Source organism: Sphingomonas sp. FG14, from assembly GCF_057809675.1.
Genome location: NZ_JBMDKK010000001.1, coordinates 203299 through 228767, shown reverse-complemented (window position 1 = coordinate 228767; position 25469 = coordinate 203299). Strand labels below are relative to the sequence as shown.

Genomic DNA, 25469 nt, shown 5'->3' with positions numbered 1-25469 from the left:
CTTGAAGTGCCCGTTCTGCAGCCATGACGACAGCCAGGTGAAGGACAGCCGCCCCACGGAAGATGGGGCAGCGATCCGGCGGCGGCGTCAGTGCGAGGGCTGCGGCGCGCGCTTCACCACGTTCGAGCGGATCCAGCTTCGCGAACTGACCATCGTCAAGGGAGATGGTCGCCGCGAACCGTTCGCGCGTGAAAAACTGGAGCGTTCGGTCGCCATCGCCTGCCGCAAGCGCCCGATCGAGCAGGTCCGCGTCGAGCGGCTGGTCTCGGCCATCCAGCGCCAGATCGAAACAAGCGGTGAAAGCGAGATCGCGGCGAAGCGCGTCGGCGAGATGGTGATGGATGGGCTGAAGGCGCTCGACAGCGTGGCCTATATCCGCTTCGCGAGCGTCTACAAGGATTTCGCGGAAGCCAAGGATTTCGAGGATTTCGCGGGGAATGTGAAGGATATGGGGGGGGATTGATGCCTTCCCTTCCCGAACAAACTGGAATCCGCTCATCCTGAGTAGGGACTGAGCTTGGCGAAGGCCCGTATCGAAGGACCGCCCGGTGAGCTTCTACACCTATTTGCTGCAATGCGCCGACGGCAGCTATTATATCGGCCATACTGACAACCTCGAGACGCGAGTCAGTCAGCACCAAAGCGGCGAGCTTCCTGGCTACACTCACAATCGGCGCCCCGTCCGATTGCTTTGGTCTGAAAGCTTCCCGGATCGCGACCAGGCGTTCGCCGTCGAACGACAGATCAAGGGCTGGTCGCGGGCTAAAAAAGAAGCTTTGGTTCGCGGCGATTGGGATAGTTTGCGCCAACTGTCGCGGCCGGTCCTTCGAGACGAGGCTTCGCCAAGCTCAGCCTCTCCTCAGGATGAGCGATCCGTAGAGCCCCAATACCTCGAAAATGCAGCTTTTTCTCCCCCCGCCATCGTCCTCGTCCGTCCACAGCTCGGCGAGAATATCGGCAAGGCCGCACGCGCCATGCTCAATTTCGGGCTGACCGAGATGCGTCTGGTCGCCCCCCGTGATGGCTGGCCCAATCCGTCGGCCGGCCCGGCGGCATCAGGCGCCGATATCGTGCTCGAACGCGCACAGGTGTTCGATAGTGTCGCCCAAGCCGTCGCCGATTGCCCACATGTCTATGCGACGACGGTGCGCAAGCGCGGCGTCACCAAGCCGGTGGTCACGCCCGAAGCCGCTGCTGGCGAGATGCGGCAGGCCCAGGGCCGCTCCGCCATCCTGTTCGGCCCGGAGCGCTCGGGGCTGGAGACCGATGATGTCGCGATCGCGCGCGCGATCCTGACCGTGCCGATCAATCCCGAATTCGGATCGCTCAACCTGGCCCAGGCGGTGATCCTAGTCGCCTATGAATGGTCGAAGGGCGAAGCGCTCGCCTCTCCCACCATGGTCGAACTCGATCCGCCCGCGCCGCAGTTCGAATTGGACGGCATGATCGGTCAGCTCGAAACCATGCTCGATTCCGCCGGCTATTTCTTTCCGCCGGATCGCGTGCCGGCGACGAAGCGCACCTTGCGCACGTTGCTCACCAAGCCGGGCTGGAACAGTCAGGAAGTGCGGACGCTGCGGGGAATCCTGTCGAGCCTCGCCAATCCGCGTCAGCGCTGATCGAACTTCACCAGTTCATAGGCGATCGAGGTTTCGACGAGCAACTCCCAGAGCGCTGCGGCGGCATCGGGCGAAAAGCCGTTGGCGGCCGCATTGGCGCGTGCATTCTCGATCACCTGCGCCTTGCGCGCCTCGTCACGCACCAGTTCCCGATCGGGCTTGATCCGCGCGGCGGCGTCCATGAAACGGAAGCGTTCGCCGATCAGCATCGAGAGCGCGCGATCGATCGAATCCACGCCCGCGCGCACTTCTGCCATGGTGGTGGTTTCTTCGGCGGGAATGCGTGTCTCGGTCATGACGCTCCCCTAGAGGCTGATGGTTTGTGGTGGAAGCCTTTGCGGTTCGATCAAGGCATCGAACATCAAGGAAATCGCCAATGCCGCGAATATCGTGCAGCACAGCACACGCCGCCTTGACGCGAAGGAACAGTTCCGCCATAGGCCGCGCCTTCGCAATTGGCCCCGCATTCCGGTGAAGCGGTGGCCCTGCCGGATTTCTTCCGAATCCCAAGCAGAGCGACATACCGGAAAAAATCCGCCTCGGCGGACCACGTTGTAGCAATTGAAGGACCATATCATGTCGAAGCGCAACAGCGCCAAGTACAAGCTCGACCGCCGGATGGGCGAGAACATCTGGGGTCGCCCGAAGAGCCCGGTCAACCGCCGCGAATACGGCCCCGGCCAGCACGGCCAGCGCCGCAAGGGCAAGATGTCGGACTTCGGCATCCAGCTCCGCGCCAAGCAGAAGCTGAAGGGCTATTACGGCGAAGTCACCGAGAAGCAGTTCAAGAAGGCCTATTTCGAGGCGTCGCGCATGAAGGGCGACACCGGCCAGAACCTGATCGGCCTGCTCGAGCGCCGCCTGGACGCGGTTGTCTATCGCGCCAAGTTCGCGCCGACGATCTTCTCGGCCCGTCAGCTCGTCAGCCACGGCCACATCTTCGTGAACGGCGTCCGCTGCAACATCGCGTCGCGCCTGATCCGTCCGGGCGACGAGATCACGCTGGGCAAGAAGGCGCAGGAAATGGCGCTGGTGCTCGAAGCGCAGAGCCTGTCCGAGCGTGACATTCCCGACTATGTCGCGCCCGACGGCGCCGCCAAGGTCACCTTCACGCGCGTTCCCGCGCTCGACGAAGTGCCCTATCCGGTGAAGATGGAACCGAATCTGGTCGTCGAGTTCTACTCGCGCTGATCGATCGCTTCCGCGAACATTGAGAGGGCGGCCCCGTGGGGCCGCCCTTTTCATTTATGGCGCCTATTTGGGAGAGAGCCCCAGCGCGGTGCGCAGAAAAACGTCGCTCTTCCGCAGCATGTCGGTGCGCGCGGCCGAATCCTGAAGATAATGGTCCAGCTTGGGATAGACCACGAGTTCATGCTTCTTGCCGGCATCGCGCAAACGATCCGCCATCAGCCGAGACTGGCGAACCGAGACATTGATGTCCTTGTCCCCGTGGAAGAGCAGCACGGGCACCTTGATGGCAGCCGCATTCTGCGCGGGTGACCCTTCGCGGATATGAGGCCCGGTGCCGATGAAATCGGACACCGCGAGAAAATTGGTATAGTTGCGCGCGTCGCTTCTCAGCGCTTCGAGATCGGTGACGGGCGCGACCGCGACGGAGGCCTTGTAGAGATCAGGCTCGATCGCCGCCGCCTGAAGCGCCGCGTAGCCGCCATAGGACCAGCCGAAGATCGCGAGCTTGGCGGGATCGGCGATGCCCTCCGATATCAGCCAGCGCGCGCCCTCATTGACGTCGCCGATCGCCGTTCGCCACGATTGGAAGCCATTTTTCTGATACCAGGCGTCGCCATAGCCGGCCGATCCGCGGAAATTGGGTTGCAGAACCGCGAATCCCTGCGCCGCGAAATATTGGGCCAGCCAGTCGAAACCCCATTCGTCGCGCGCGCCGGGCCCGCCATGCGGCATCACGATGGTCGGCAGGTGCTTGCCCGTGCTGCCGGCGGGCACGGTCAGATAACCGGGCACGACCGCGCCATCCTTGGTCTTGTAGCTGACCGGTTTCACCGGCGAGAGCGTGACCTTTTCGAGTTGCGGACGCACCAGCAGCGTCTCCGCCAACTGCCGCGTCTTCTTGTCGAACAGGAAATAGCGACCGGGATCGACATCGCTGCCCGCCCAGAGGAGCAACTTGCCTTCGTCTAGGCTGGAATCCTTGAAATTGATCAGCGGAAGCCCCGGGATCGCCTTGGACAGCGAAGCCTGCAACCGTTTGAGTTCGGGGTCGAAGAATTCGACCTGCCGCTTCTCCGTAGCATAGGACACACCAACGACACGATTGCGCCGGCCGATCTGGACCAGGCCATCGACATCCACATTGGGATGGCCGAACACGAGCTTCTCGGTCATCGCCCCGTCGAGCGACACGCTGAACAGCGCTTGGCGGCCGTCCTTGTCGGCAAACCCATAGGCAACATCGAGATCGCGATCGACGGCATGAGGGTTGAATGCACCGCCGCTGGTCACGTTCACCTTGGAAAGCGGCTTCCAGTCATTGTCGTCCTTGGTGCGATAGCGATAGAGGATCGACCGGCCAGCATAACCGACCGCCCCCTGCACCGGCTGCAGGCCCATGATGCGGACCCGGCCATGCCCATCGGAGATATACTCGATCGCGTCGCGCTTCGGATTTTCGACGACACGTGTTTTCAGGGTCAGCGTATCGATCCGTTCGACGCCCAATCCGTCAAGCTTGTTCGCGACATGCGTTCCGGTATCGCTTTCCGGGATGAACTGCCGGGTCTTGAGGACCGCGCCGCTCTCCTCCGGCAGCCAATCCAGCACCGAACCACCGAACTGGTCAAAACCGAGTGCGCGGTCACTTCCGCGCGTGCTCACGATCTTGGCGCCACTGCCATCGGCGTTGAACGCGACCAGCCTCGCGACCGGGGCCAATACGCCTTCGATCTCGGACATGGCGAAGATCGAACAGACCAGCCGATCGTTCGATACCCAGCGGCACCAGCTCAGGCGCTCGGGATCACCGTCGATCCCGGTCACACGAACCGGTTTGCCGCTCGCGATATCGACGACATAAACCGACGCCCCCTGCCCTGCCGGTGCCGGCTGAATGATCGCGAGCCTGTCTCCATTCGGTGAGAGCGCAATATCCTCGATGCTCTCGCGCACGCCGAACAACGCGGCATTGTCCGTTTGCGCCCACGCGATCGACGCGGGCATGACCCCGGCGACCAGAATGGCCAGATATCTCCTACGCATACTCTTACCCCCTTGTTCGCATACGCTTTGTTCGCAAACTGCCCGCAACAGCCGCCTGAATTCAACTCGCAAAAGCACCATAACGGACCAATGCCCGTGCTTTACGCCCTGCCCGTGCTTCGCTAGGCAACAGCGCCTGCCAGCCCAAGGATATCGTCAGTGACTCTTCGCATGCTTCCCGAATGGGCGCCGCACACGCGCGTCTGGATCGGATTTCCCAGCCATGAGGTCGAATGGCCTGGCGTGCTGGACGCCGCGCGCGCCGAAGTTGCGGCCTTCGCCAACGCCGTCCACGCCGACGGCAAGGGTGAAGCCGTGCACCTGGTTGCCGCCGACGCCGCGTCCGCCGAGGCGGCGCGTGCGCTGGTCGTGCCCGGTGTGATCGTGGAGGAACATCGCTTCGGCGATATCTGGCTGCGCGACACCGGCCCGATCATCGTCGGCACCGGCGCCGCTCGTCAGGCGCGCGATTTCGGTTTCAACGGCTGGGGCGGCAAATATGAGATGCCGGGCGACGAGGATATCGGCGAGCGGCTGGCCGCGACGATCGGCATGGCCGCCACCCGCTGCCACTGGGTTTTCGAGGGCGGCGCGATCGACGTGGACGGCACCGGCCTGGCCGTCACTACCGAGCAATGCCTGCTCAACCGCAACCGTAATCCTGAAATGGACCGCGCGACGATCGAGACGCGGCTTGCGATGGATCTGGGGCTCGATCGCATGCTGTGGCTGGGCGACGGACTGCTCAACGATCATACTGATGGCCATGTCGATAATCTGGCGCGTTTCGTCAGCCCCAATCGCCTGGCGGTGCCCGAGCCGGCGGGCGACGACGATCCCAACGCCGCCATCTATGCCGATGTCCGCGCCCGCGCGGCGGCGATGGGGATCGAGACCGTCGCCCTGCCCTCGCCCGGCCTCGTTCGCCGCGACGGCGAGATCGTGCCCGCGAGCTATATGAACTTCTATATCGGCAATGCCGCAGTGGTGGTGCCCATCTATGGCGCGCCCAATGACGACAAGGCGATCGCTGCGATCCAGTCATTGTTTCCAGGTCGCCGGGTTGTCGGATTGCGCGCCGATCATATCTTGGTGGGTGGGGGCAGTTTCCACTGCATCAGCCAGCAGGTGCCAGAATGAACGAGGTCACGGTCGCCGCGCTCCAACTCGCACTGAGCGACGATATCGAAACGAACATCGCCGCGGTTTCGGCGCTTGTGCGCGACGCCGCCGCGCGCGGCGCGAAGATCATCCTGCCGCCCGAATTGTTCGAGGGCCATTATTTCTGCCAGGTCGAGGACGAGGCACTGTTCGCCCGCGCCCGGCCGACCGCCGAACATCCCGCGGTACTCGCGATGCGCGAGCTGGCGGCGGAGCTGAAGGTCTATATCCCCACCAGCTTCTTCGAAGCGGACGGGCCGCATCATTATAACAGCCTGGCGATGATCGACGATGCCGGCGAGATCATGGGCATCTATCGCAAGAGCCATATCCCCGACGGGCCGGGTTACGAGGAGAAATATTATTTCCGCCCGGGCAATACCGGCTTCAAGGTTTGGAAGACGCGCTACGGCACGATTGGCGTCGGCGTCTGCTGGGATCAATGGTATCCCGAGACCGCGCGCGCGATGATGCTGATGGGGGCGGAACTGCTGTTCTATCCCACCGCGATCGGCACCGAACCCTATGACGACGATCTCGACACCAGCCGGATGTGGCGGCGCGCGATGCAGGGCCATGCCGTGTCCAACGTCGTGCCGGTAATCGCCGCCAATCGCATCGGCACCGAGGGCGAGATGGATTTCTACGGCCACAGCTTCATCGCCGACGAACGCGGCGATTTCCTCGCCGATCTCGGTTCTGGCGAAAGCGCTGCGCTGGTCGCCACGATCGATCTCGACAAGGTGCGCACGCATCGTGCAGGTTTCGGTTTCTTCCGCGACCGCCGTCCGGACCTGTACGGACGGCTCGTCGAGGACATTTGAGGAGAAACGCAGATGACGATCGCCAGGCATTATATCATGCACGCCGCCGAAGGGCATGACGCGACGCTGGAAACCGCGCTCGTGGCGCTTGCCGACGCGGTCCGTGCGGTGCCCGGCAGCGAAGGCGTGGAGTTGCTGCGCGATCTCGGCAACGAACGCCGCTTCATCTTCATCGAAAAATGGGAATCGGTGGAAGCGCACAAGGATGCGCGCAATCATCTGCCGAAGGGCGCTTTCGATCCCGTCGGCGCCGTGCTCGACGGCCCACCCGACGGCGCCTATTTCGATTATCTGAAAACCGTCTGACGCTGACCGACGAACACAATCTTTATGCCGTGGCGCTGGGATCGAACCGGCGCCATGGCCGCCAAGGAGCGCCCGAACGCGTCGTCGCCGCCGCGGTCGCGGCGATGGCCGATATGGGGCTGAACATCCTTGCAGTCTCTCCAACCCTGGCGACGGCCCCCATCGGGCCATCGATCCGCCGGTTCGCCAATACGGCGGCGCTGATCGAAACCGCCTTGCCCCCTGCCGCGCTGCTCACACGGCTCAAGACGATCGAGCGCGACTTCGGCCGCCGCCGTGGCCAGCGCTGGGGCGCGCGCGTGATCGATCTCGATATCATCCTGTGGTCCGGCGGGCTCTGGACCTCCCCCTCTCTCGCGATTCCCCATCGCGCGTTCCGCACCCGCGATTTCGTGCTTTTTCCGCTCGAACGTATCGCGCCGGACTGGATCGATCCCATCACAAATCGCTCGATTCGCCATCTTGCCGCTCGCCTGCGCCGCAGAAGGCCGGTTGACCGTCCCGCGACGCGCCCCTAGGGGGAGGCGCGTAACGATCGTGCCGGGCCGTTAGCTCAGTCGGTAGAGCAACTGACTTTTAATCAGTAGGTCGCTGGTTCGAATCCAGCACGGCTCACCATCGTTTCCGTGGGGCCTCGCAGCGATGCGAGGCCCTTTGTCGTTCCGCCTGCCATAATCGACAGCCTGGCGGAGCGCAGCGATAACCACGCATACATGCCCGCCGTCACCGGCAATGGATTTCAAGATATGGCATGCCCGCCAATCTGGTATCCTCCAACCGATATTGCTCACAGACCAGGCTGATGCGCGCCTCCGCTCCCTCGGTGACAGGCGTCACGCCATGGGTCAGATTTCCGCGAAAATGGACGGCATTGCCGGTTTCCGGGCGGATCAGAGCGATCGGGTGGCCATTCTCACGCAGCACCAGCCGGCCCCCGCGCGATTCCGGTACGCGCAAATACAGGATGCTCACCACCTCCGGGCTGGTTTCGCCATCGAGCGTGCGGTCGACATGCAGGCCGCTTCCCACGCCCGGCGGCAGCACGAGCAGATTGAGATAATAGGCGTTCGCCGCTCCCTTGAGCCCGCCGTCCGGCTGCCAAGGATCCGCCATGATGCGCTCCACGAAAGGCTCCGCCCAAGGCAGCAGTCGCAGCAGGGCCGGCTTCGCTTCCGCGCGCCAGCTTATGCCGAATCCCCGGCTGCCGCCGAATGCGGCGGCGAGCGGATTGTCTCCAGCCAATTCGCATGCCTCCGCAGCCGCCAGCATCTCCGCCACAATCACGGGTGGAAGCGGTCGCGGAATCAGTTCGAAGGCTCCGTCAATCGCCTGACCGTGCGAGGCGGCCAGCCGGACCTTGTCCTCATGGGGCGGTGCAATGTCCGACAACAGACCGAACGTGACGAACGCCTCGACCAGCGACCGCGCATTGGCGTCATAGGCCACGCCCGCCCTGCCCGCCGCCGCCTCCGGCCATGACGGCCCCTCGCAGAACTGAAGCAGCAGGGCGAGCTGGCTGGGCTGCAGCTCGACGAACTGGGGCTGCTCATGTCCCTGTCGCACCCAGACGCCAAGCTGACCGTCATCCGCGAGAATGGCCAGCGGCCCGCTCAGGGCCAGGGATACGTCATGGATCATGACACGGCCCGAAGCCCGGATCGCACACGCGCCTGCATCAGATCGATCGCGTCGAGCGCGGACGGCGTGATCGCGCCCTCGGCATCGGCGAAGATGTCGCGCAGCGCTGGCGCGATGAAACCATGGGCGGCGCGATCGTGAAGCAGCCTGTCCGCTTCACCTGCCATGCCGCGCCAGAACGACCAGAGCGCGAACCAGACGAAACAGGCCTCCAGCAACGCATCGAGCGGGATGATCTGATCGCTCCACGGCGAACAGACTTCGACGGACTTGAGCCGGGCATGATCGAGAATAAAGGGCTGGATAAGCTGGACGGCGTTGAGCAGCGAATGGATCGCCTCATGCAGCAGCGCGTCGGCGATCATCTCGATCGACGCCGCCTCGATGTTGATCAGCACGCTGCGCCCGGGGCAGCGCGGCGAACTGGTCGACAGGAACCCGTCGCGCCCCAGATCCCGCCTGACCGCGATCTCGCGGCTGTGGACATGGACGCACTGCGCGGCCGCCGGCCGTTCTGCAAGACGATCGAGCGCCGCACGGATGCGCCGCTCCGCCAGCCGGCGCGCGCCTTCGCTCATCCCGACAGGCGTGATCAGCGGAATGTCGAAACTCGACCCGGATCCTGCCGAAAAATCGACATAGGGCGCATGTGTGTCGGTTGGCGCCGGCAAGTCGGCGATATGATCGAGATGATCGAGCAATGCGAAGGCATCGCCGTCGGGCGCTAGGAAGCGGAACGTGCCGGGTGCGGTCATCGCCTCCGCCATGCGCGTCGGGCCGCGCCTCGTCATCCGCCGATGCAACGCCTCCACCCGCGCGGGTTCATGCCGGCCGGCAACCCCGATCCGCGCGACCCCGGCCGCGACCAAGCGCAGTTCGAACTGTGCGCGCAATTCGTCGATCAGCGGGATGCCTGGACCGGTCCAGCGCAGCGCCTGGACGATCTGTGGCAACATCGCGCTACCAGTTCCGGTTATTGGGCAGCGCCAGGCTCAGATAAAGCCCCTCCTCGCCCACCATCAGCCCGATCTCGACAAAGGTTGCGAGCGCGCCGCGCAGATCGTCCGGATCGGGCCGATCTCCGGTCAGGCGCTCGACATCGCCGGCAAGCTGATCGAGCGAGCGCGCGGTGTCGCAGCACAGTTCGTACACCTGGCCGAGCAACCCATCCAGCTCGTACCGGACCATCTCGTCCGCGCCCCGGCAATCCTCGACAAGCAGGCCGCCCGGCAGCTTGCGATAAGTGAGCGCCGGCCGCGCATCCGAATCCGCCCAGCGCGCGCGCCATGCGACGATCACGTCCTCGGTTTCGAACAGGCTCTCCGGGGCGGCGACATCGTCCATGCGATAATCGAAGAAATAGGCGACCTTCCGAAGATCGACGGGTTCGGGATAGACGAACGCATAGCTGTGCTCGGGCCGGATATCCTCGATCGGATATTGGTCCTGCCGCGTGAAATAGGGCGAGAAACGTTCGAGCCAGATCCGCGACAGGCCACTGGGCGGCTCGAGATGCGGTATCGCCTTCAGCACCGCGAGCTGACGGACATAGTCATCGACGGTCTCGCCGGGAAAGCCGGAAAGCAGGTTCCAGTTGACGCGGATATCATAATAGCGCGCCCATTTCATGAAGCGCACATTCTGCAGCATCGTCGCGCCCTTGTTCATCAGCGCCAGAATATGCGTGCTCAGCGATTCGATGCCCGGCTGGACACGCCGCACGCCACCGGCACGCAACGCGCGCAATTGTTCGCGCTTCAGATTGGCCTTCACTTCGTAGAAGAACTCGTAATCGATATGGGTTTCGGCGATGGGCTTCAGCACATCCTCGATATGCTGGATCGCCAGGATATTATCGGTCGCATCGAAGCGGTGCAGCAGATGCCGGCCGCTCAGTTCGGCGAGTTCGGCATGGACGCGATCGGCGTTTTTCCGCCGGTATCCCATGCCGATGCCGTTGAGCCCGCAAAATGTGCAATGATGCTTGGCGCCCCACCAGCAACCACGCGAGGTTTCGAAGGGCAGCCGATCGAGCGACGCGATGCGCAGATCGGTCGCCCGTTCGAAATATTCGGCATAAAGCGGCGTCGGCAAGCGATCGAGATCGGTGACGGGATCAGCCTGGCGCGCGAAGACGAGCGCACCGTCGCGGCGATAGGCGATACCGGGGAAATCGGGATCCGCATCGTCAGCCACGGCGTCGAGCAATCGGGGAAAGGCGATATCCGCCTCTCCCACCACGATCATGTCGACCCAGTCGAAATGGCGCATCTGCTCGAGCCCCATCTCGGCTTCCATATTGGCGCCGCCGAACAAAGTGCGCGTCTCGGGGCTGAGCTGCTTGATCTGTCGAGCCAGCGCCAGGCTGGCGACATTCTGCTGGAAGGTGGAGGTGAAGCCGACCACATCATAGCGTGTCCAGTCGGTCGCCCGCGCGCAGCGCTCGACGAAATCGGGCAGGATCTCGCGCCGCAATCTCCTGAGCCCCGCTTCGTCCAGCCCCGTCGCGTCGAACAGCCATTGAGCCTCGTCGGGAAAGGCATCGAGAAAGGCGGCCTCGTCATACGGCGCATCCGCACCGAACGCGGCGGGCGCCATCAGCCACTCTCCCGTCATCCGCCCGCGATGGCCGCACAGCGCTTCATAGATCTCCGCGCCGAGCGTCGCGGACAGATCCAGGTTCAGATGGAGCGTATCGGCGAAATGCCCCGCCTGCCGCGCGACCGCCGCGAGCAGGCCGACCTGGATCGACGGAATGGTCGCCGATGCGAAGGGCATGCAGACCAGCATGACCCGCGCCGCACGCTCACGCAGGGCAAACAGTGTTTCGGCGGCCGGGTCTGCCAATGGCTTCATCATCGTCTCTCCCCCCGTTACGGCAAGGCCGCCAGCGGCCGATAAAGATCCTGGCCCAATGCGGTCAGCGCGCCGATCCGCCGCAGCGGTCGGCCGAGTTGCCCGGTCCAGTCCTCCAGCACCGCCGCGCGGGCGCGATGGACATCGCCTTCCCCGGCCCCGGCGGCCAGCGCATGGCGGTGATAGAGCAGCATGTTCGCGCTCGCGTGGAAGGCGAGCAGGATATAGAAAAGCGGCCGATCCATCTGGCGCGCCGGCGAATAATAGGGCCGGTCGTCGGTCTCATCGTGGAGCGCGCCGAGCCGGCTCGCCACATAGAGATGGAAATGCGCGGCTTCGTGGACAAGCAATTCGCCGATCATCGCCGGCGACCCGGGGAAGGAACAGGTCATGATCCCCGGCCGGTCGATATAGCTGCCGCTCAGATATTGCCGGTTGGGCGGGCGCTTGAGCGGGATCACGCCGGTGATGACGCGCGCCGCCCAGCGCGCATGATCGGGCACATGACGCTCCAGATAATCGACGGCGGAGCGAAGTTCGCCGACGCCGCTTTGATAACGCCGGTCGCTGGCGAGACGCGGATGCACGTCCGCGAAGCTGGCGCAGTCGATGCTCCATGACGGCAGCAGCCGGATCGCACCGCCAGCGATCGGGATACAGCCGAGCGGCGCCTGCCCGTCGGCCCGCCATTGTCCGTCTTGCATCTCGAAATGCAAAGGCGCCGCATTGCGATCGGTTTCGAGCACCGCTCGCTGGCCATCGCTTTCGATCGACACGCGCGTGCCGCAATCGAAGCGCAACCCATCGAACCAGAGCTGCCAGGGCTGGGCGGTCGTCGCTTCGAAGCGACCGGGAATGCCGCCGGCCAGGATCTGCGCAGCGAATTGGGCGGCCGCCATTACCGGATCGCCACCATTGCCGGTGCGCAATGCCGCGCGCAATCGCCCCGCGCCATAGGACCAGGCGTCAGTTGATGTTCCTCCCGCCTCGCACCATGACGCGATGATCCGGCCCAGCCCGCACGACCGGGCCGCCAGTTCACCGCCGAAACGTTCGAGGAAGGCCGCGCAATTGGCGCGCGCGCCTTCGACGACGAGCAGATCGAACAACGGTCGGGGCAGATCCTCGGTCGCGCTCGCGAAACCGGTCATGTCCGGCAGATACGCATCGCCTTGACGGTGTTGCCGGGTCTCGGCCAGCATCGCGGTCATGCCATCACCGGCATGGGGACAGCCGCTGACGGGCCGGCCTTGCCCGGCAGCCCTCGCAATGCCGCGCGGCGTGAAATCGTCTCCTCGGGGCTGATATCCATGCGCCCGCGGATGTGCGCGAACAGCTTGATGAGATCGGCGCACCAGACGCTGGGGTGATCGAAACCGCCATCCGCGTCGAACCGGTGCGGCAGATAGCCGCCCGCGCAGGTCTGCGCCTCTACGCAGCCGGTGCAGTCACGCGGCAACGGCAGCCCGTGCATTGCCGCCGCGATGAAGGGATTGCCGTCAGCGACGGCGCGGAAATCATCGGTCAACACGTTCCGACCGACATGGGTGACGCGGTCTCCGCAAGCCTTCAGCTTGTCGAGCCCCTCCATCTCGCCATCGGTTTCGATCGCGACGAATTGCAGCGGCAGATTGCCAAGACTATCGACAAGGCTGGTGCCGCCCATCAGCAACCGGCCGATGCTCCAGAATTCGCGGACCTCGAATGTGATGCTTCCATTGAAGAACCAGTCGTCGAAGACCGGGATCAGGAAATCGGCGCATGGCGTGGGCCCATGGAGCTGGCGCAGCCGTGCGATCCCGGCACGATCGTGCGTGGGCAGCAGATAGGACAGCGACGAGCAGCCAAGCTCCAGGAAATGGCGATGCGTCGCGACCGGATCCTCGCCCAGGGGAATGACGCACAGCAGGCCGAAACGATAATCCGCTGTCGCCAACCTATCCATCGCGCGGACAACCGCCGAATGGGTGCCATGCCCCTTGTGATCGACACGGTGACGGTCGTTCGCCGCCGCCATCCCATCCAGGCTGATGCCGAGTTGGACGTCATGCGCACGGAACAGCGCGATCCAGTCCTCGTCGATGAGCACGCCATTGGTCTGGATGGCGAGCTGGACGTCGACGAGATCGCCAAGCCTGCGATGTAATATGTGGCACATCTCGTCGAAGCGCCGCTTGCCCACCAGCATCGGTTCGCCGCCGTGAAAAAGAATGAGCGCTTCCGCCTGGCCGCTCTGCACGACATGCCGGGAGATGCGATCGACCGTGGCGCTAAAAATCTGATCCGACATCAGCGCCGGCCGTGAGCGCCAGGCCGTGTCCGCCTGGTTGTAGACATAGCAATAGCTGCAATTGAGATTGCAGCGGGCGGCCGTCTTGATGATGAACGGATGGATGGCGGCCGGCCGGATATCGGTTCTCGAAATCGGTCTGGACATCGGTTTCACCACATCGGGACCGCGCATCGCCGGCGTTCGCAGATACGCGCGAAAAGCCAGCGATGGTTGGTCAGTTGCTACTATGGAGATCGGCGTCGTGGTGCGTGAGGTTAGCCGCCGCCGCGGATGCGACCCGCTGCAATATCTTTTGCCTTGGCGATCCCGCCTTTGACCGATCCGTCGCCGAAAATGCCCGACGCGGCATCGATGCCGGCTTCTTTCAGTTCTTTTTGCAGCGCGGTGTGAAGCGCTTTCTCGACGCGCAGGCGCGCATCCGAGCTGAGTCCGAAGTTCTTGACTGCAATATTTACTTTATCTGGCATGGCATGTCTCCGTGATCAATCGTTAAACAAACGATAAAATCGACTCGACCTCCATGAACATCTTGATGCAGCTAAACAATAAAATCGAGCAATTTCCGAAGTTTGCTAGTATTAACTATAAATTCGAGAAGTACTATTCACGAATTAACCAGTTAAGTATCACGGCATAAAGGATATATTTTGGATATGTAATTAATTATCCATTTACGATTGACAGTAATGTCAATTGTCAATCGTCCTTTTCAGCCACGATATCCCAGCCCAAGCGACAGTAAGATGCGCGAACTGCCGTTCGCGCATCGCCGATTCGAAAAGGCGTGGTTCAGGCGCCCTCCGGCGCCAGCGGCGTAGCGCTAAGCCACCGCCTGACGCACGATGGCGACAAGTCGCTCGACGTCAGCGTCGTCATTATAGAGATGCGGCGTAACGCGCAGGCGATCCCCGCGCATGCTGGCATGCACGCCTTCGACCGCGAGCCTGGCGATCAGATCGTCGGGCAGACCCTGGCGGAAGCGCAGCGACAGATAATGCGGCGCGCGATGCGCGTCGGGCACGACGATCGCGCCCAGCCCGGCCATCGCCTCGGCGATCTCGGCGGTCCTGGCGCCCAGCGTCGCCTGGATCCGGTCGATCCGCCAGTCGAGAAGCTGCCGCAACGCAGCGACCACCGCCGGCATCAACGCCATGTTGGAGCGCTCGCCCACGTCGAAGCGCCGCGCGCCGTCCTGAAAGGTCTCGCTGTAATCGATCAGATTGCGGAAATCCTCAGCACGCTGACGCACCACCCAGCCCTGCTCCAGCGGCACGCCGCCCTGATGACGGGGCGCCACATAAAGGAAACCCGTCGAATAGGGGCAAAGCAGCCATTTATAGCCGGCCGCGACCAGATAATCGGGGTCAATCTCCGTCACGTCGAAACGATGAGCGCCGCAGGATTGCGTGCCGTCGATGACGAGAGCGGCCCCCACCTGTTTGCAGCGTGCGGAGACAGCCGCCAGATCGGTCAATCCGCCACACACCCAATGCGTCTGGCTGATGCAGACCACAGCGGTTTGATCGTCGATCGCCGCGACGATCGCAGCCGTCCAGTCAGCATCATCGGGCCGGTCGACCGTCACGATCGTCGCTCCCGTACGGCGCGCGACATTGCGCCAGGTCAGCACGCTGGCCGGGAACTCCTCGGCCTGCATGACGATCGTCTGCCCCGTCGCCACCGGTAGATTGGCGGCGGCGACGGCAAGGCCGTAGCTAGCGGCCGGTACCAGCGCAACATCGTCCGCCGCCGCCCCGATCATCGTCGCGAACAATCCGCGCGCGGTTTCGGAATCGCCGAAGAAATCGGCCGGCACGATCTCCCATGGCCGCGCCTTGGCGCTCAGCCCGGCCACCCCCGCCGCGACCACGGTGTTGAGCAGCGGCGACATATAGGCGCAGTTGAAATAGGTGATCTCGCGCGGGATATCGAAAAGCTGCCGTTGATCGCCAAGCGTCTCCATCGACCGTGCCACTCCTTGTCAGACCCTTGCGCGCCAGCAGGGCGACGCCACAGGCCAATCCATGACGAAGGGGTCTTCTCGCGACCGACCGCACCATGCGCAAGCATGAAAATGCCGCGCGGAACACGGGGCTTAAATGTGGCGGATGATCCACGCAAACATCAGGACCGCAACGGCCAGCACCGAAAGCACAACCCAGAAGGCCCATTCGCGTCGCACGGACGGCATGTCCACGCACAGGGGATAATCGCCAGCTTTTCGCGCGTTCGCACAACTCCCTGGGCCCATGCGTACTTCGATGAGTTCGGCGACGATCCTTCCGACATCCCGCCACTCAGTCACGCCGGCGCGATCCCCTCTGAGCGCGCATGCCCGCCTGCGCGCCTCGACATGTTCGGAGACGTCGTCACCATATTGATCGAGCAGGACATAAGCCAGGCGTCGCAACAGATCGTCGCGTATCGCCGGCCGATCCGCGCTGTTTGGATGGCTTGCGTCATCCTTCGGTGGGATCGCTCGCACCGTCATATCGGTTCGGATCGCTGCTGGGCCAAGGTCAGTGCGCCCCCAGCCAGCGCAGCATCGCGTTGCGCGACAACTCGGTCAGGGACACATAGATGCGCCTGCCGTCCTCCGGATCCGGGACGCGCGCGATCAGCCCACGCTCCTCCAGCACGCCGATCCAGCGCAGCGCGGTGGTCGACGGCACGCCGGACGCGATGCATGCGGAGGTGATGCTGACGCCCTTGCCCTCCTCGCCCGCGATGAAGAGGTCCAGCAACAGGTCCCAGGCCGGTTCGCCGAACAGGTCGATCGGAAGGAAACGGGCACGAGCACGGCGCGCGTCGAGATGCGCCCGGGCGCGCACGATCGCTTCGCTGCGGGGCGCCTCGGTGAATTGCGCGAGTTTGGCGGAAACGCTCTGAAGTTGCGCGACGAGCGCGCCTAGCCCGGCATCCTCCGCCTGTGTTCCAGCCTCCCCCGATCCAGCGATATGCCGATCACCATGCTCAACAGCCCCGGGATCGCCCACATGCTCTCCATCCCCTGATATATGAGGGGGGTGAAGGAAGGCGATACGAGCGTCGCGAAGTGCGTCGCCACGGAGACAAGTTGGAACGCGGTCATCCAGATCGGCCAATATGCCCGGCTCTTGAGCGTCAATATATACATCGCGGTAAGGACGCTCACGTCCACCAGCATGACCGGCAACTGGGTTTGGCCCCATTGCGCCAGAAACGTAGCCGGCACCGTCAGTATCGAGGCGAGAATGATGATCGCGGTAGCCCATTTACCGTCCCTGCCCCCAGCCACCGCCGCGTAGAAGCAGCAGAGCAGCATGAGGAACCAAAAGAGTAGAATGATCATCATGATGTTGACCGCCCAGAACGCTTCCCGAAAAAGCGGGAACCGGTTTTTCGGCAGGGAAACGCTCCAGATATCAGGCCTGAAGCCCTTCTTGTCCGACAGGACGATATCGTCCTGATGGGAAAGGCTCTAGGACTGCTCATTGAACGGTCAACACCAGATTGATCGGATACGGAATATATCGAAGGCGAAACGTTCAGGCGGGAACGGCTTCGACGCTTGCGATCTCCGTGGTCTGCGATTCCATGAATCCCAGGCCGGCCGGACATCCATAGCTGACCGGCGCGATATTGGACTGGCCCTTGATCGCGGTCAGCTTGGCGATCGTGCCGACCATCGCGGCGCGGCCCGCCATCACATGATTGATGCCCGTCGTCATCGATTGCAGCAGATCCTGGCTGCGCTTGATCGGCAGATCGGATTCCTGCAACGCTTCGATGATCGTCACCATCAACTGGGTATCGCACAGCAGTGCCGCGTCGATCGCGGTCACGGCGCGCTTGGTGTCGGCTGCAACGGCGCCTGCGGCGCCCGGCTGGATCGTGAGCATAGTTTTCCCTTCTGCGCCGCGCGGGCGCCAATGGTTCCGTTTGTGGGGAATTGAGTTAGCTAAACACTCTCATCACGCCCGCTATGCCCAGCGCCAGGCCGGCCACAGCGGCAAGCGACATCGTCGCAACCCGCAATATATGGATCGATTTCTGATCCCAACTGAGGTCATTCGGACGCCCCCCCAATGGCGGGAGAGCAAAGAGCCGGTGAAGGGCCCCCCGCCATCCCTGTGACGTGACGGGTTCAGACAAACCGGATTTTTCGGCGTTGGGAAGCCGTGCCGGATACGTACGTATTTTCTGCTTACTCTCATGATCGGTCAGCATGCGCGCCGCTTCGGCCCGGCTGGGCGCGTTGAGCAGCTTCGCCATGCGCAGGATATGGGTGTCGACGGTCCGGAACGACAGGCCAAGATGGCGCGCGATCTCCTTGGAGGTATAGCCTTCCCCCACCAGGCGCAGAATCTCCTTCTGCCGCTCGGTCAGGCTGCCGATCGGTTCCGATCCGCCTTCATTCATCGCCTGGATGTCCGGTGCATCACCTGATCATCGCCTCGTTACGCAATCGATTCGTTCGTCAGTCTCATACAGTGTTACTCATATCAGGCACCACGCAAGTTCTTTCGACAATTCAATATCGCTACGCTCGGACCTTCGCGTTCATCCTGATCTGAAAATTCCGCCGATCAAGATCCGTTCGCGACTCAGCCGGCCGCCATCCGGCCCATCGTCACATAGTCGAGCTTGCCGGTCCCCAAGACAGGTAGGGCATCAAGGACGCGAATGTCGCGCGGAATCATCAGTTCGGCCACGCCATTGGCCTTGCCCCACGCCGATAGCGTAGCGAAGCGGGCGTCGGGCCGCGTTGTGAACATTACGAGTTGCTCACCTTTTCGGGAATCAGGCCGCGTCACCACCGCATGGTCCGATTCGGGCCACAGCGCCGCCGCGTAGCCCTCGACGGCGGGCAGCGAGACCATCTCGCCGCCGATCTTGGCGAAGCGCTTGGCGCGGCCGCGAATGGTGACGAATCCCTCCGCATCGATCGTGACGATATCGCCGCTATCGTGCCAGCCATCCTCGGGCGGCTGGAGCACGCCCGGCGCCTCAGCCTTGAAATAGCCGCGCATCACATTGGGCCCGCGGATCGCCAGGCGCCCGCCCTCCTCGATCCCCGGCACCGGATCCAGCCTGGCTTCGATGCCCGGCAGCAGCCGGCCGACGGTGCCCGCGCGGAAATGCATCGGCGTGTTGACCGCGATGACGGGCGCCGCCTCGGTCGCGCCATAGCCTTCCAGGATGCGCAGCCCGAACCTCTCGGACCAGGCCTTGCGCGTTTCGTCGCGCACGCGCTCGGCGCCCGCGAAAACATAACGCAGGCTGTAGAAATCATAATCGTGCGCCATGCGCGCATAGCCCGACAGGAAGGTATCGGTGCCGAACATGATCGTCGCATTGGCGTCATAGGCCAATGCCGGCACGATCCGGTAGTGGAGCGGGCTGGGATAGAGCACCGTCCGGATACCGTTGAGGATCGGCAGCAGCGTCCCCCCGGTCAAGCCGAAGCTATGGAAGATGGGCAAGGCATTGAGCACCACGTCGCTGCCGTTGAAATCGATCCTCGAAGCAAGCTGGTGGCAATTGGCCAGCAGGTTGCGGTGCGACAGCGCGACGCCCTTGGGCAGTCCTTCGGATCCGCTGGTGAACAGCACCACCGCCGGCGCATCGGATGACACCGCCTCGCGCCCGTGAATACGACGCGCATAACGGCTTTGCACCAATGCACGCAGCTTTGCGCCCGCACCGATTCCGGCGGCGACATCTTCCAGATAAAGGATCGCGATGCCGTCCGCTTCCAGCCCCGCGATGACGTCGCCAAGCTTCGCCTGGTCGACAAAGGCGCGCGCGGTGACGATGGTGCGGATGTTCGCCGCGATGCAGGCAGCGCGCATGTTGGACAGTCCGGCCGTGAAGTTGAGCATGCCGGGCACGCGCCCCGCCAGTTGCAGCGCGAAGAACGCCGCAACCATGCCGTTGACATTGGGCAGCAGCAGGCCGACCACCTCTCCGGCCGCCGTCCGCGTGCGCAATGGCCGCGCCAGCGCGCAGGCACCGGTGATCAGCCGGTCATAGCTCAGCGGCTCGCGCTTCACGTCCTCCACGACCATCGCCTTGCCGCCATGGATACGGCGGGCATCAAGCAGCGCCTCGAACAGGGTACGATCGATGTTCGATGTGGCGAAGATCATCCGGCTCATCTCGTCGTAGAGCATCCGCCCGGCGATCGCGCGCCGCGCGCGCGCTGACATCTCGCCTTCGACATGCAGGCGGCGCGGCGGCAGGATGGTCAGCTTGATCTTCGGGAACAGCCGCAGCCGCACCTTGCCACGCAGCCGCGAGAAGAGCGAGAATTGCGCGCCGTCGATGCGGACGGGAATGATCGGCGCGTCGGCCTTGTCGGCGACCATGCCGGGGCCGTCGAACACCTTCATCAAGGCGCCGGTCACGGTGATCCGCCCTTCGGGAAAGATCACCAGCGTCCGCCCCTCGCGCACCGCCTTCACCATGCGCTTCGCCGACATCGGATTGGTCGGATCGACGGGAAAGGCATCGAACAGCTTGAGCATCGGCTGGATCCACCAGCTTTTGGCGATATGCGTGTTGACCGCGAAGGTCGGCTTACCCGGCAGGAAGGCGGCAAGCAGCAATCCGTCGAGGAACGAGACGTGGTTGACCACCACCACGGCGGGCTCGCCAGGCTTCGGCATATTCTGCGCGCCCGTCACCTTCACGCCGTAGAGCAGCACCAGCAGGCTGCGCACCAGCGCCTTGATCACGGTTTCGGGGAGCAGCCAGCAGGCGACAAACGCGACCGCCAGCGTCGAGAAGCCGAGCAGGCCGATGATGCCGGGCACATCGACGCCCATGCCCAGCAAGCCGGCGGTCGCCAGCACCATCGCTACGGTCAGCCCGGCATTGATCACATTATTGGCGGCAATCACCTGGCTGCGATCCTCGGGCGCGCTGCGCGTCTGCAGGATCGCGTAGAGCGGCACGATGAACATGCCGCCGGAAAAGGCGATGCCTGCCAGCGCGATCATGATGCTCCACGCGCCGTCGCTGGCGAGGAACGTCGCGACATCGGCGCCCTGGCGCTCGACGTCGTAGCCGCGCGTCGCCAGCCAGAGCCAGATCAGGAAACCGGCCATGGCGAGCGCGGAGACCGGCACGTAACGCGCCGAAACCTCACCCTTGAGCATGCGATTCACGGTCAGCGAGCCGATCGCGATCGCGATCGAGAAGACGAGCAGGAACAATGTCGCCACTTCCTGCTTCGCCGCCAGCACGCCGCTGACGAGCGGCGCGAATTCGGACATGATCACCGCGCCCACCGCGAAGAACCAGCTAATCCCCAGGATCGCCAGCCAGACGCCGCGATGCGAATAGGATGCGCGCAGGATCGCGGCAGTGCCCCTGAACAGGTTGAAGTCTATGGGGTGAGTGGCGCCCGCCGGAGGAGCCGCAGGAACCGCAAGGCTCGCCGCGAGACCGAGAACCGCCAGGCCGACGGCGATCAACCCCGCTTCCCAGGGCGGCACCATGCCCGCCAGCAATTGCCCGCCCAGGATCGCGATGAAAGTGCCCGCCTCCACAAGGCCGGTGCCCCCCATCACCTCGCCCCCACGCAGATGCTGCGGCAGGATGGCGTATTTGACGGGTCCGAAGATCGTCGAATGCATGCCCATCAGGAACAGGCATCCGATCAGCAGCGGCACAGACGAAAGCCAGAAACCGATCAGCGCCAGCCCCATGATGCCGACTTCGGCGGCCTTCACCAGCCGGACGAGCCGGGCCTTGTCCCAGGCATCGGCAACCTGGCCCGCAAGCGAGGAGAACAGGAAATAGGGCAGGATGAACACGCCCGTCGCGATGGTCGCGAGCATCTCCGCCTGTTCGGGCGCCGCCGCATGGATCCCGAAATTGGCCATGAACAGCAGCGCGAACTTCAGCAGATTGTCGTTGAACGCGCCCAGGAACTGGACCGCGAAGATCGGGCCGAAACGGCGCTTGGCAAGCAAGGACAGGTCTGGTGCGGACATGATTGATAAACTCCCCCGAACAGGTCGGTTAGTGGGCGATCATGAGTTTTTGGTTAGGATTCCGTAGCTTGGTTCGCACCGCCCGAAAGCTGGCGGCTATAGAGCCAGCCGATGCCGATCAGGCTGAAGCCGAGCGCCACGAACGATCCGATGCGCAGCAACCCTTCCAGGCCCGATGCATCGCGCAGGAACACCTTCAGCACCGCCGCCAGCATCAGCACCAGCGATGCGATCCGCCAGTCGCGCCCATTGCTGCGGATGCCCCAGAGCAGGAAGCCGATGGCCAGCGCGATCGCGACGATCGATCGCATGATGTCCTCGAAGCCGGTCAGGCCCGGCACCGTCAGCACGCTGCCGACAAAGACCTGACGCAGCGTGGCATAGGCGAACAGGACAATCAGGATCATGTGCAGTACCCGGCGCGCCGGCTCGAAGCGCGGCATCGTCGCGGGCGCCAGCCCGGCGAGCAGCCAAAGGCCGGCGGGCACCAGCGCGAATGCGGGGATCAGCCAGTTGATGATCGGGATCGCCCCCACCGCCTGATCATACCAAAGCGGATTGTGCAACAGCAGCGTATAGGCGAGCGCATGGAGCGTGCCCGCCGCGATCACGCCGATCGCGATCGGACGCGCTTCAGCACGGCGCGACAGCGCCCAGCCGCCGACAAGCAGCAGGCCAGCCCAGATGCAACGCTCGGCAAGGCCGGTGGCGACGAAATCGTCGCCCGCGACTGCGGCGAAACCAATGCGATACAGGCTGTGCATGGCCATCAGCGCCGGCACCGCGATCGTCGAAGCTACGACGACCGCCGTACGCCGCGACAGCAAGGCACGGCCGTGCCAAAGCGCGACACCGGCAAGCACGGCGGGCGCCAATAATCGCTCAAGCACCGACGAGACCGAAAGCAGCGCCGCGTCGATCGTCATCGGCAGGCCGCCGAGCGAAAGCAATGCCGCGCCCAACCAGGTCGCCGCCGGCTCCGCCGCCCAGAGCGCCACGATCGACGCGAGCATGCCTGTGGAGGGTGCAAACGATATCCAATCCGACCGTCGCGCCAGCACGGACAGTCCGATCAGCCCAGCCGCCGCGGTCGCCGGCAATGCCGCCGCCGGCATCAATTGCGCCAGCGCACCATAGACGAACAGCGCGGCAAGCCCCTGCCCGATCATCCGGATGGCGGGCGTCCTGGCACGGACCGCGAAGAGCAAGCCAAGTGCCGCGACCGCCACCCAACGCAACAGCGCGAGCGGATCGATCGCCGGATCGCCGGCCCCGCCCAGCCTGAGCCACTCGTCATAAGGATGATCGCCGGTGATCGAGAGCAGGGCCGGTGCGCCGAGCGCTATCACGCCCGCGATCGCCTCGATCCGCAGATCGGCCTTGCGCATGCCGGCCAGGAACAGGCCAAGCACGGAGACACCCAGCGCCAGCGGCATCGCCCAGCCCGGCGCGACCTGCGCAAGCGCGCCATAGCCGAGCAGCGCCGCGACCAGATAGCCACCCAGCCGGATCGGCCTCGCCGCCGCACGCGCGGCGAACAGCGCGAACACCGCGCCCACGCCCAACCAGCGGGCAAGGCCCTGAATGTCGGCGCCGCGCGCATCGACGCCGGCCAGCCGCACCACCTCCCCGATCGCGCCGGGATCACTGGCGAACAGGATCGGCAGCGCCGCCGCTGCAAAGGCGGCAGCGACCGGTTCCAGCCGGGCATCGCGGGCACGCTCGCCCATCAACAGCATCGCGGCGGCAATCGCGGCGACGCCGAAGGGAAGCGCCCAATAGGGCAGGATCAGGGCCAATGCGCAGGCAAGCAGGAAACCCGTGCTCGTCGCCAGCAGCGCGAACCGCGCATCCGTCAGCCGCTCGGGCTTTTTCCAGCCCAACCCGGCGCCAAGCGCGGAGACCGCCGCCCCCAGCGTCGCCAGCAGAGCGAGCAGGTTATCGATGCTGCCGTCATGGCGATAGAAATGGAGCGCCGTCAGTGCCGGGATTGCAAGCGACAACGCCGAGAGTTCGAGCGCGCGCTGGAAACGCGGCGGATCGCGCCACAATTTCAACAGCAGCGGCGCGCCATGGATCAGCGCCATCGCGCCACCGATCGCTGCGAACCAACCCGCATCGGGATCGAGCCAGACAGCGAGCAGCAACGCGGAAAGACCCAGGCCGATGCTCGGCACGATCTCGAAGCCGCCCTCGCGCCAGCTCAGCCATTGGCCGGCGATCGCGATCAGCGCGAACAATCCCCAATTGAGCGGCGTGAAGCCGCCAACCGCGACCAGCAGCGCAAGCTGGCCCGCGCCCACGAGCGCGGTCAGGCTGCGCAAGGTGGTCGCGCGCGGCCCGGCAAAGGCCAGCAGCGGCAGGCCGAGCGCGAGCAGCATCACCAGCACACCCACCGAGAGCGAAGACGCCAGATCGAGCGCGCCGTTCAGGATCAGCAACAAGCTCCAGCCCGCGCCGCCCAGCAGCGCGCTGACACCCAGCCATGCCCAACGCTTCATCCGCGATACGGCAGTCAGGCCGCCGATGGTGAGCGCGAGATAGCTGGAGAGCAAGGGGATGTCGGGCTGCGCGCTGCCCACCAGCGCGGGCGTGGCGAGGCCGCCGGCAAGGCCAAGCAAGGCGCTGGGCGCGCCGAAACGGATCGACAGCGCCAGCGCGCCGGCGGTGATGAGCGCCATGCCGGCAAAGGCCGCCACCGGCCCGATCAGGCCATAGCCATTGCTCGCCATCAGGACGCTCGCATAAAGCGTCGCCAGGCCCGCACCCGACAAGGCCTGCCGCACGCGATCGTCGCGCACTTTAGCCTCGGCGCGAAGTGCAGCTTCAGCGCCGCCGATCAGCGCGGTACCGAACAACAGCCCGCAGACCACCCGGACCCAGGGTGCGAAAAAGCCCGCATCGATCGCCAGCTTAACGATGAAGACGCCGGCGATGGCGAGCGTGATCCCGCCCGCCCAGATCGGCAGGCGGCGACCGAACAGATCCTCGAAATTGATCGATAGGCCGCGCGGTTGCGCGGGCGCGTCCGCCACCTCGGCGCGCGCGGTGGCTGCAACCGCCTCGGCCGGCGCTTCGGAGGCAGTGGTTTCGGCCGCAGGCTCCGCGGTTTCGGACGCCTTCGGCTCGAGGGGAACATCGCTCCCGATTGCCTCGACCACGGGCACGTCCAGCACGGCACGGCGATGGACGATGCGCGCGGGCCTGCGCTTAGCGGACATTTCCGCCTCGACCGGGGCCATCGACTCGGGAAGCGGTTCGGCGATCTCCGGCGGTGGCGCGGTCGCCTGCACGACAGCCATTTCCGTCACTGCGCCCGGCCGCGTCCCCGCATCCGTCACACTCTCCGGATGGGCCTCGCGCCGCGCATCCTCCAGGATACGGATGCGTTGCTCCATGCGGGACAATCTGCTGCGTGTGTTCAGGATCAGCGCGAAACACACGATCAGCACGATGGCGACGAACACGGCAATTCTCCCCGATGCGGACGGTCGTGATAGTCGTTAATTTATCAATGTTCAATTAAAATATTAGACAACGTTCAATTCACCTTTTA

The 25469-nt window shown here is 64.2% G+C and carries 23 protein-coding genes and 1 tRNA gene; 8 read left to right on the top strand and 16 right to left on the bottom strand.

Translation table 11 applies throughout. From position 1 onward, the window contains the following. Position 1 precedes the first annotated feature (1 nt). Together nrdR and ACODTA_RS01040 are read left to right on the top strand one after the other, a co-directional pair. Entirely contained in the window at positions 2-463 is a 462-nt protein-coding gene (nrdR, locus tag ACODTA_RS01045) for a transcriptional regulator NrdR (protein WP_489063901.1), read from the top strand. Positions 464-548: 85 nt separating this feature from the next. Further along, positions 549-1619: a TrmH family RNA methyltransferase gene (locus ACODTA_RS01040; RefSeq protein ID WP_489063900.1), complete on the top strand. Its 1071-nt coding sequence runs from the start codon at positions 549-551 to the stop codon at positions 1617-1619. Here ACODTA_RS01040 and ACODTA_RS01035 read toward each other — a convergent pair. Continuing rightward, positions 1610-1915: a chorismate mutase gene (locus ACODTA_RS01035; RefSeq protein WP_489063898.1), complete on the bottom strand. Its 306-nt coding sequence runs from the start codon at positions 1913-1915 to the stop codon at positions 1610-1612. The two genes, ACODTA_RS01040 and ACODTA_RS01035, sit on opposite strands and share 10 nt — an antisense overlap. A gap of 280 nt (positions 1916-2195) precedes the next feature. On the opposite strand from ACODTA_RS01035, the gene rpsD reads away from it, so the two are divergent. Beyond that, complete coding sequence (gene rpsD / locus ACODTA_RS01030) at positions 2196-2810, top strand: 30S ribosomal protein S4 (RefSeq protein ID WP_489063896.1); 615 nt, start codon at positions 2196-2198, stop codon at positions 2808-2810. 63 nt (positions 2811-2873) lie between these two features. Here rpsD and ACODTA_RS01025 read toward each other — a convergent pair whose 3' ends face one another. After that, positions 2874-4853: an alpha/beta hydrolase family protein gene (locus tag ACODTA_RS01025; RefSeq protein WP_489063894.1), complete on the bottom strand. Its 1980-nt coding sequence runs from the start codon at positions 4851-4853 to the stop codon at positions 2874-2876. Positions 4854-5012: 159 nt separating this feature from the next. Between ACODTA_RS01025 and ACODTA_RS01020 the strand changes: the two genes are divergently transcribed. The 5 genes from ACODTA_RS01020 (at position 5013) to ACODTA_RS01000 (ending at position 7762) form a co-directional block, all read left to right on the top strand. After that, positions 5013-5993, top strand: a complete 981-nt coding sequence (locus ACODTA_RS01020) for an agmatine deiminase family protein (RefSeq protein WP_489063893.1) — start codon at positions 5013-5015, stop codon at positions 5991-5993. Further along, on the top strand, positions 5990-6838 hold the full coding sequence (gene aguB, locus ACODTA_RS01015; protein ID WP_489063891.1) for an N-carbamoylputrescine amidase: 849 nt from the start codon (positions 5990-5992) through the stop codon (positions 6836-6838). The genes ACODTA_RS01020 and aguB overlap by 4 nt, the downstream gene beginning before the upstream one ends. A 12-nt stretch (positions 6839-6850) precedes the next feature. Then, positions 6851-7144: a putative quinol monooxygenase gene (locus tag ACODTA_RS01010; protein ID WP_489063890.1), complete on the top strand. Its 294-nt coding sequence runs from the start codon at positions 6851-6853 to the stop codon at positions 7142-7144. A 29-nt stretch (positions 7145-7173) separates the two neighbouring features. Further along, positions 7174-7662 (top strand): 2-amino-4-hydroxy-6-hydroxymethyldihydropteridine diphosphokinase, encoded by a 489-nt coding sequence (folK, locus tag ACODTA_RS01005; protein ID WP_489063889.1) that lies wholly within the window; start codon positions 7174-7176, stop codon positions 7660-7662. A 24-nt stretch (positions 7663-7686) separates the two neighbouring features. Then, positions 7687-7762 (top strand) — tRNA-Lys (locus tag ACODTA_RS01000). A gap of 105 nt (positions 7763-7867) precedes the next feature. On the opposite strand, the gene ACODTA_RS00995 is transcribed toward ACODTA_RS01000, so the two are convergent. From ACODTA_RS00995 to ACODTA_RS00930, 14 genes are all read right to left on the bottom strand, one after another. After that, positions 7868-8782 carry a 2OG-Fe(II) oxygenase gene (locus tag ACODTA_RS00995; RefSeq protein ID WP_489063888.1) on the bottom strand — a complete coding sequence of 305 codons (915 nt, stop codon included), beginning with the start codon at positions 8780-8782 and terminating at the stop codon, positions 7868-7870. Continuing rightward, positions 8779-9738: an aKG-HExxH-type peptide beta-hydroxylase gene (locus ACODTA_RS00990; protein ID WP_489063886.1), complete on the bottom strand. Its 960-nt coding sequence runs from the start codon at positions 9736-9738 to the stop codon at positions 8779-8781. The genes ACODTA_RS00995 and ACODTA_RS00990 overlap by 4 nt, the downstream gene beginning before the upstream one ends. 4 nt (positions 9739-9742) lie before the next feature. After that, on the bottom strand, positions 9743-11638 hold the full coding sequence (locus ACODTA_RS00985) for a RiPP maturation radical SAM C-methyltransferase (protein WP_489063884.1): 1896 nt from the start codon (positions 11636-11638) through the stop codon (positions 9743-9745). A gap of 17 nt (positions 11639-11655) precedes the next feature. Continuing rightward, the gene (locus tag ACODTA_RS00980) at positions 11656-12849 is read right to left on the bottom strand and encodes an aKG-HExxH-type peptide beta-hydroxylase (protein ID WP_489063883.1); all 1194 of its coding nucleotides are present in this window, start codon (positions 12847-12849) and stop codon (positions 11656-11658) included. Further along, positions 12846-14075 (bottom strand): radical SAM protein, encoded by a 1230-nt coding sequence (locus tag ACODTA_RS00975; protein ID WP_489063881.1) that lies wholly within the window; start codon positions 14073-14075, stop codon positions 12846-12848. The genes ACODTA_RS00980 and ACODTA_RS00975 overlap by 4 nt, the downstream gene beginning before the upstream one ends. A gap of 110 nt (positions 14076-14185) precedes the next feature. After that, complete coding sequence (locus ACODTA_RS00970) at positions 14186-14398, bottom strand: hypothetical protein (RefSeq protein ID WP_222987940.1); 213 nt, start codon at positions 14396-14398, stop codon at positions 14186-14188. A 353-nt stretch (positions 14399-14751) separates the two neighbouring features. Beyond that, positions 14752-15894, bottom strand: a complete 1143-nt coding sequence (locus tag ACODTA_RS00965) for an aminotransferase class V-fold PLP-dependent enzyme (protein ID WP_489063880.1) — start codon at positions 15892-15894, stop codon at positions 14752-14754. A gap of 132 nt (positions 15895-16026) precedes the next feature. Next, positions 16027-16422, bottom strand: coding sequence for a hypothetical protein (locus ACODTA_RS00960; RefSeq protein ID WP_489063879.1), 396 nt, complete (start codon positions 16420-16422; stop codon positions 16027-16029). A 28-nt stretch (positions 16423-16450) separates the two neighbouring features. After that, positions 16451-16927, bottom strand: coding sequence for a winged helix DNA-binding protein (locus ACODTA_RS00955; RefSeq protein ID WP_489063878.1), 477 nt, complete (start codon positions 16925-16927; stop codon positions 16451-16453). After that, entirely contained in the window at positions 16840-17265 is a 426-nt protein-coding gene (locus ACODTA_RS00950) for a hypothetical protein (RefSeq protein ID WP_489063877.1), read from the bottom strand. Before ACODTA_RS00950 ends, ACODTA_RS00955 begins: the two co-directional genes overlap by 88 nt. A gap of 193 nt (positions 17266-17458) precedes the next feature. Further along, the gene (locus tag ACODTA_RS00945; protein ID WP_489063876.1) at positions 17459-17812 is read right to left on the bottom strand and encodes a hypothetical protein; all 354 of its coding nucleotides are present in this window, start codon (positions 17810-17812) and stop codon (positions 17459-17461) included. Between the two features lie 55 nt (positions 17813-17867). Further along, the gene (locus ACODTA_RS00940) at positions 17868-18332 is read right to left on the bottom strand and encodes a helix-turn-helix domain-containing protein (protein WP_489063875.1); all 465 of its coding nucleotides are present in this window, start codon (positions 18330-18332) and stop codon (positions 17868-17870) included. Between the two features lie 185 nt (positions 18333-18517). Further along, positions 18518-21913, bottom strand: coding sequence for an acyl-[ACP]--phospholipid O-acyltransferase (locus ACODTA_RS00935; RefSeq protein WP_489063874.1), 3396 nt, complete (start codon positions 21911-21913; stop codon positions 18518-18520). Positions 21914-21966: 53 nt separating this feature from the next. Further along, complete coding sequence (locus ACODTA_RS00930) at positions 21967-25380, bottom strand: DUF2339 domain-containing protein (RefSeq protein ID WP_489063873.1); 3414 nt, start codon at positions 25378-25380, stop codon at positions 21967-21969. Positions 25381-25469: the final 89 nt, after the last annotated feature.

Bases quoted from the DNA above. Each gene is read 5' to 3' on its own strand.
- ACODTA_RS00995 (WP_489063888.1), bottom strand. From the start codon at position 8,782: ATGATCCATGACGTATCCCTGGCCCTGAGCGGGCCGCTGGCCATTCTC.
- ACODTA_RS00980 (WP_489063883.1), bottom strand. From the start codon at position 12,849: ATGACCGCGATGCTGGCCGAGACCCGGCAACACCGTCAAGGCGATGCG.
- ACODTA_RS01035 (WP_489063898.1), bottom strand. From the start codon at position 1,915: ATGACCGAGACACGCATTCCCGCCGAAGAAACCACCACCATGGCAGAA.
- ACODTA_RS00950 (WP_489063877.1), bottom strand. From the start codon at position 17,265: ATGATGATCATTCTACTCTTTTGGTTCCTCATGCTGCTCTGCTGCTTC.
- ACODTA_RS00970 (WP_222987940.1), bottom strand. From the start codon at position 14,398: ATGCCAGATAAAGTAAATATTGCAGTCAAGAACTTCGGACTCAGCTCG.
- ACODTA_RS01010 (WP_489063890.1), top strand. From the start codon at position 6,851: ATGACGATCGCCAGGCATTATATCATGCACGCCGCCGAAGGGCATGAC.
- ACODTA_RS00960 (WP_489063879.1), bottom strand. From the start codon at position 16,422: ATGACGGTGCGAGCGATCCCACCGAAGGATGACGCAAGCCATCCAAAC.
- ACODTA_RS00985 (WP_489063884.1), bottom strand. From the start codon at position 11,638: ATGAAGCCATTGGCAGACCCGGCCGCCGAAACACTGTTTGCCCTGCGT.
- ACODTA_RS00935 (WP_489063874.1), bottom strand. From the start codon at position 21,913: ATGTCCGCACCAGACCTGTCCTTGCTTGCCAAGCGCCGTTTCGGCCCG.
- rpsD (WP_489063896.1), top strand. From the start codon at position 2,196: ATGTCGAAGCGCAACAGCGCCAAGTACAAGCTCGACCGCCGGATGGGC.
- ACODTA_RS00975 (WP_489063881.1), bottom strand. From the start codon at position 14,075: ATGTCCAGACCGATTTCGAGAACCGATATCCGGCCGGCCGCCATCCAT.
- ACODTA_RS00965 (WP_489063880.1), bottom strand. From the start codon at position 15,894: ATGGAGACGCTTGGCGATCAACGGCAGCTTTTCGATATCCCGCGCGAG.
- ACODTA_RS00990 (WP_489063886.1), bottom strand. From the start codon at position 9,738: ATGTTGCCACAGATCGTCCAGGCGCTGCGCTGGACCGGTCCAGGCATC.
- ACODTA_RS00940 (WP_489063875.1), bottom strand. From the start codon at position 18,332: ATGAATGAAGGCGGATCGGAACCGATCGGCAGCCTGACCGAGCGGCAG.
- aguB (WP_489063891.1), top strand. From the start codon at position 5,990: ATGAACGAGGTCACGGTCGCCGCGCTCCAACTCGCACTGAGCGACGAT.
- ACODTA_RS01025 (WP_489063894.1), bottom strand. From the start codon at position 4,853: ATGCGTAGGAGATATCTGGCCATTCTGGTCGCCGGGGTCATGCCCGCG.
- ACODTA_RS00945 (WP_489063876.1), bottom strand. From the start codon at position 17,812: ATGCTCACGATCCAGCCGGGCGCCGCAGGCGCCGTTGCAGCCGACACC.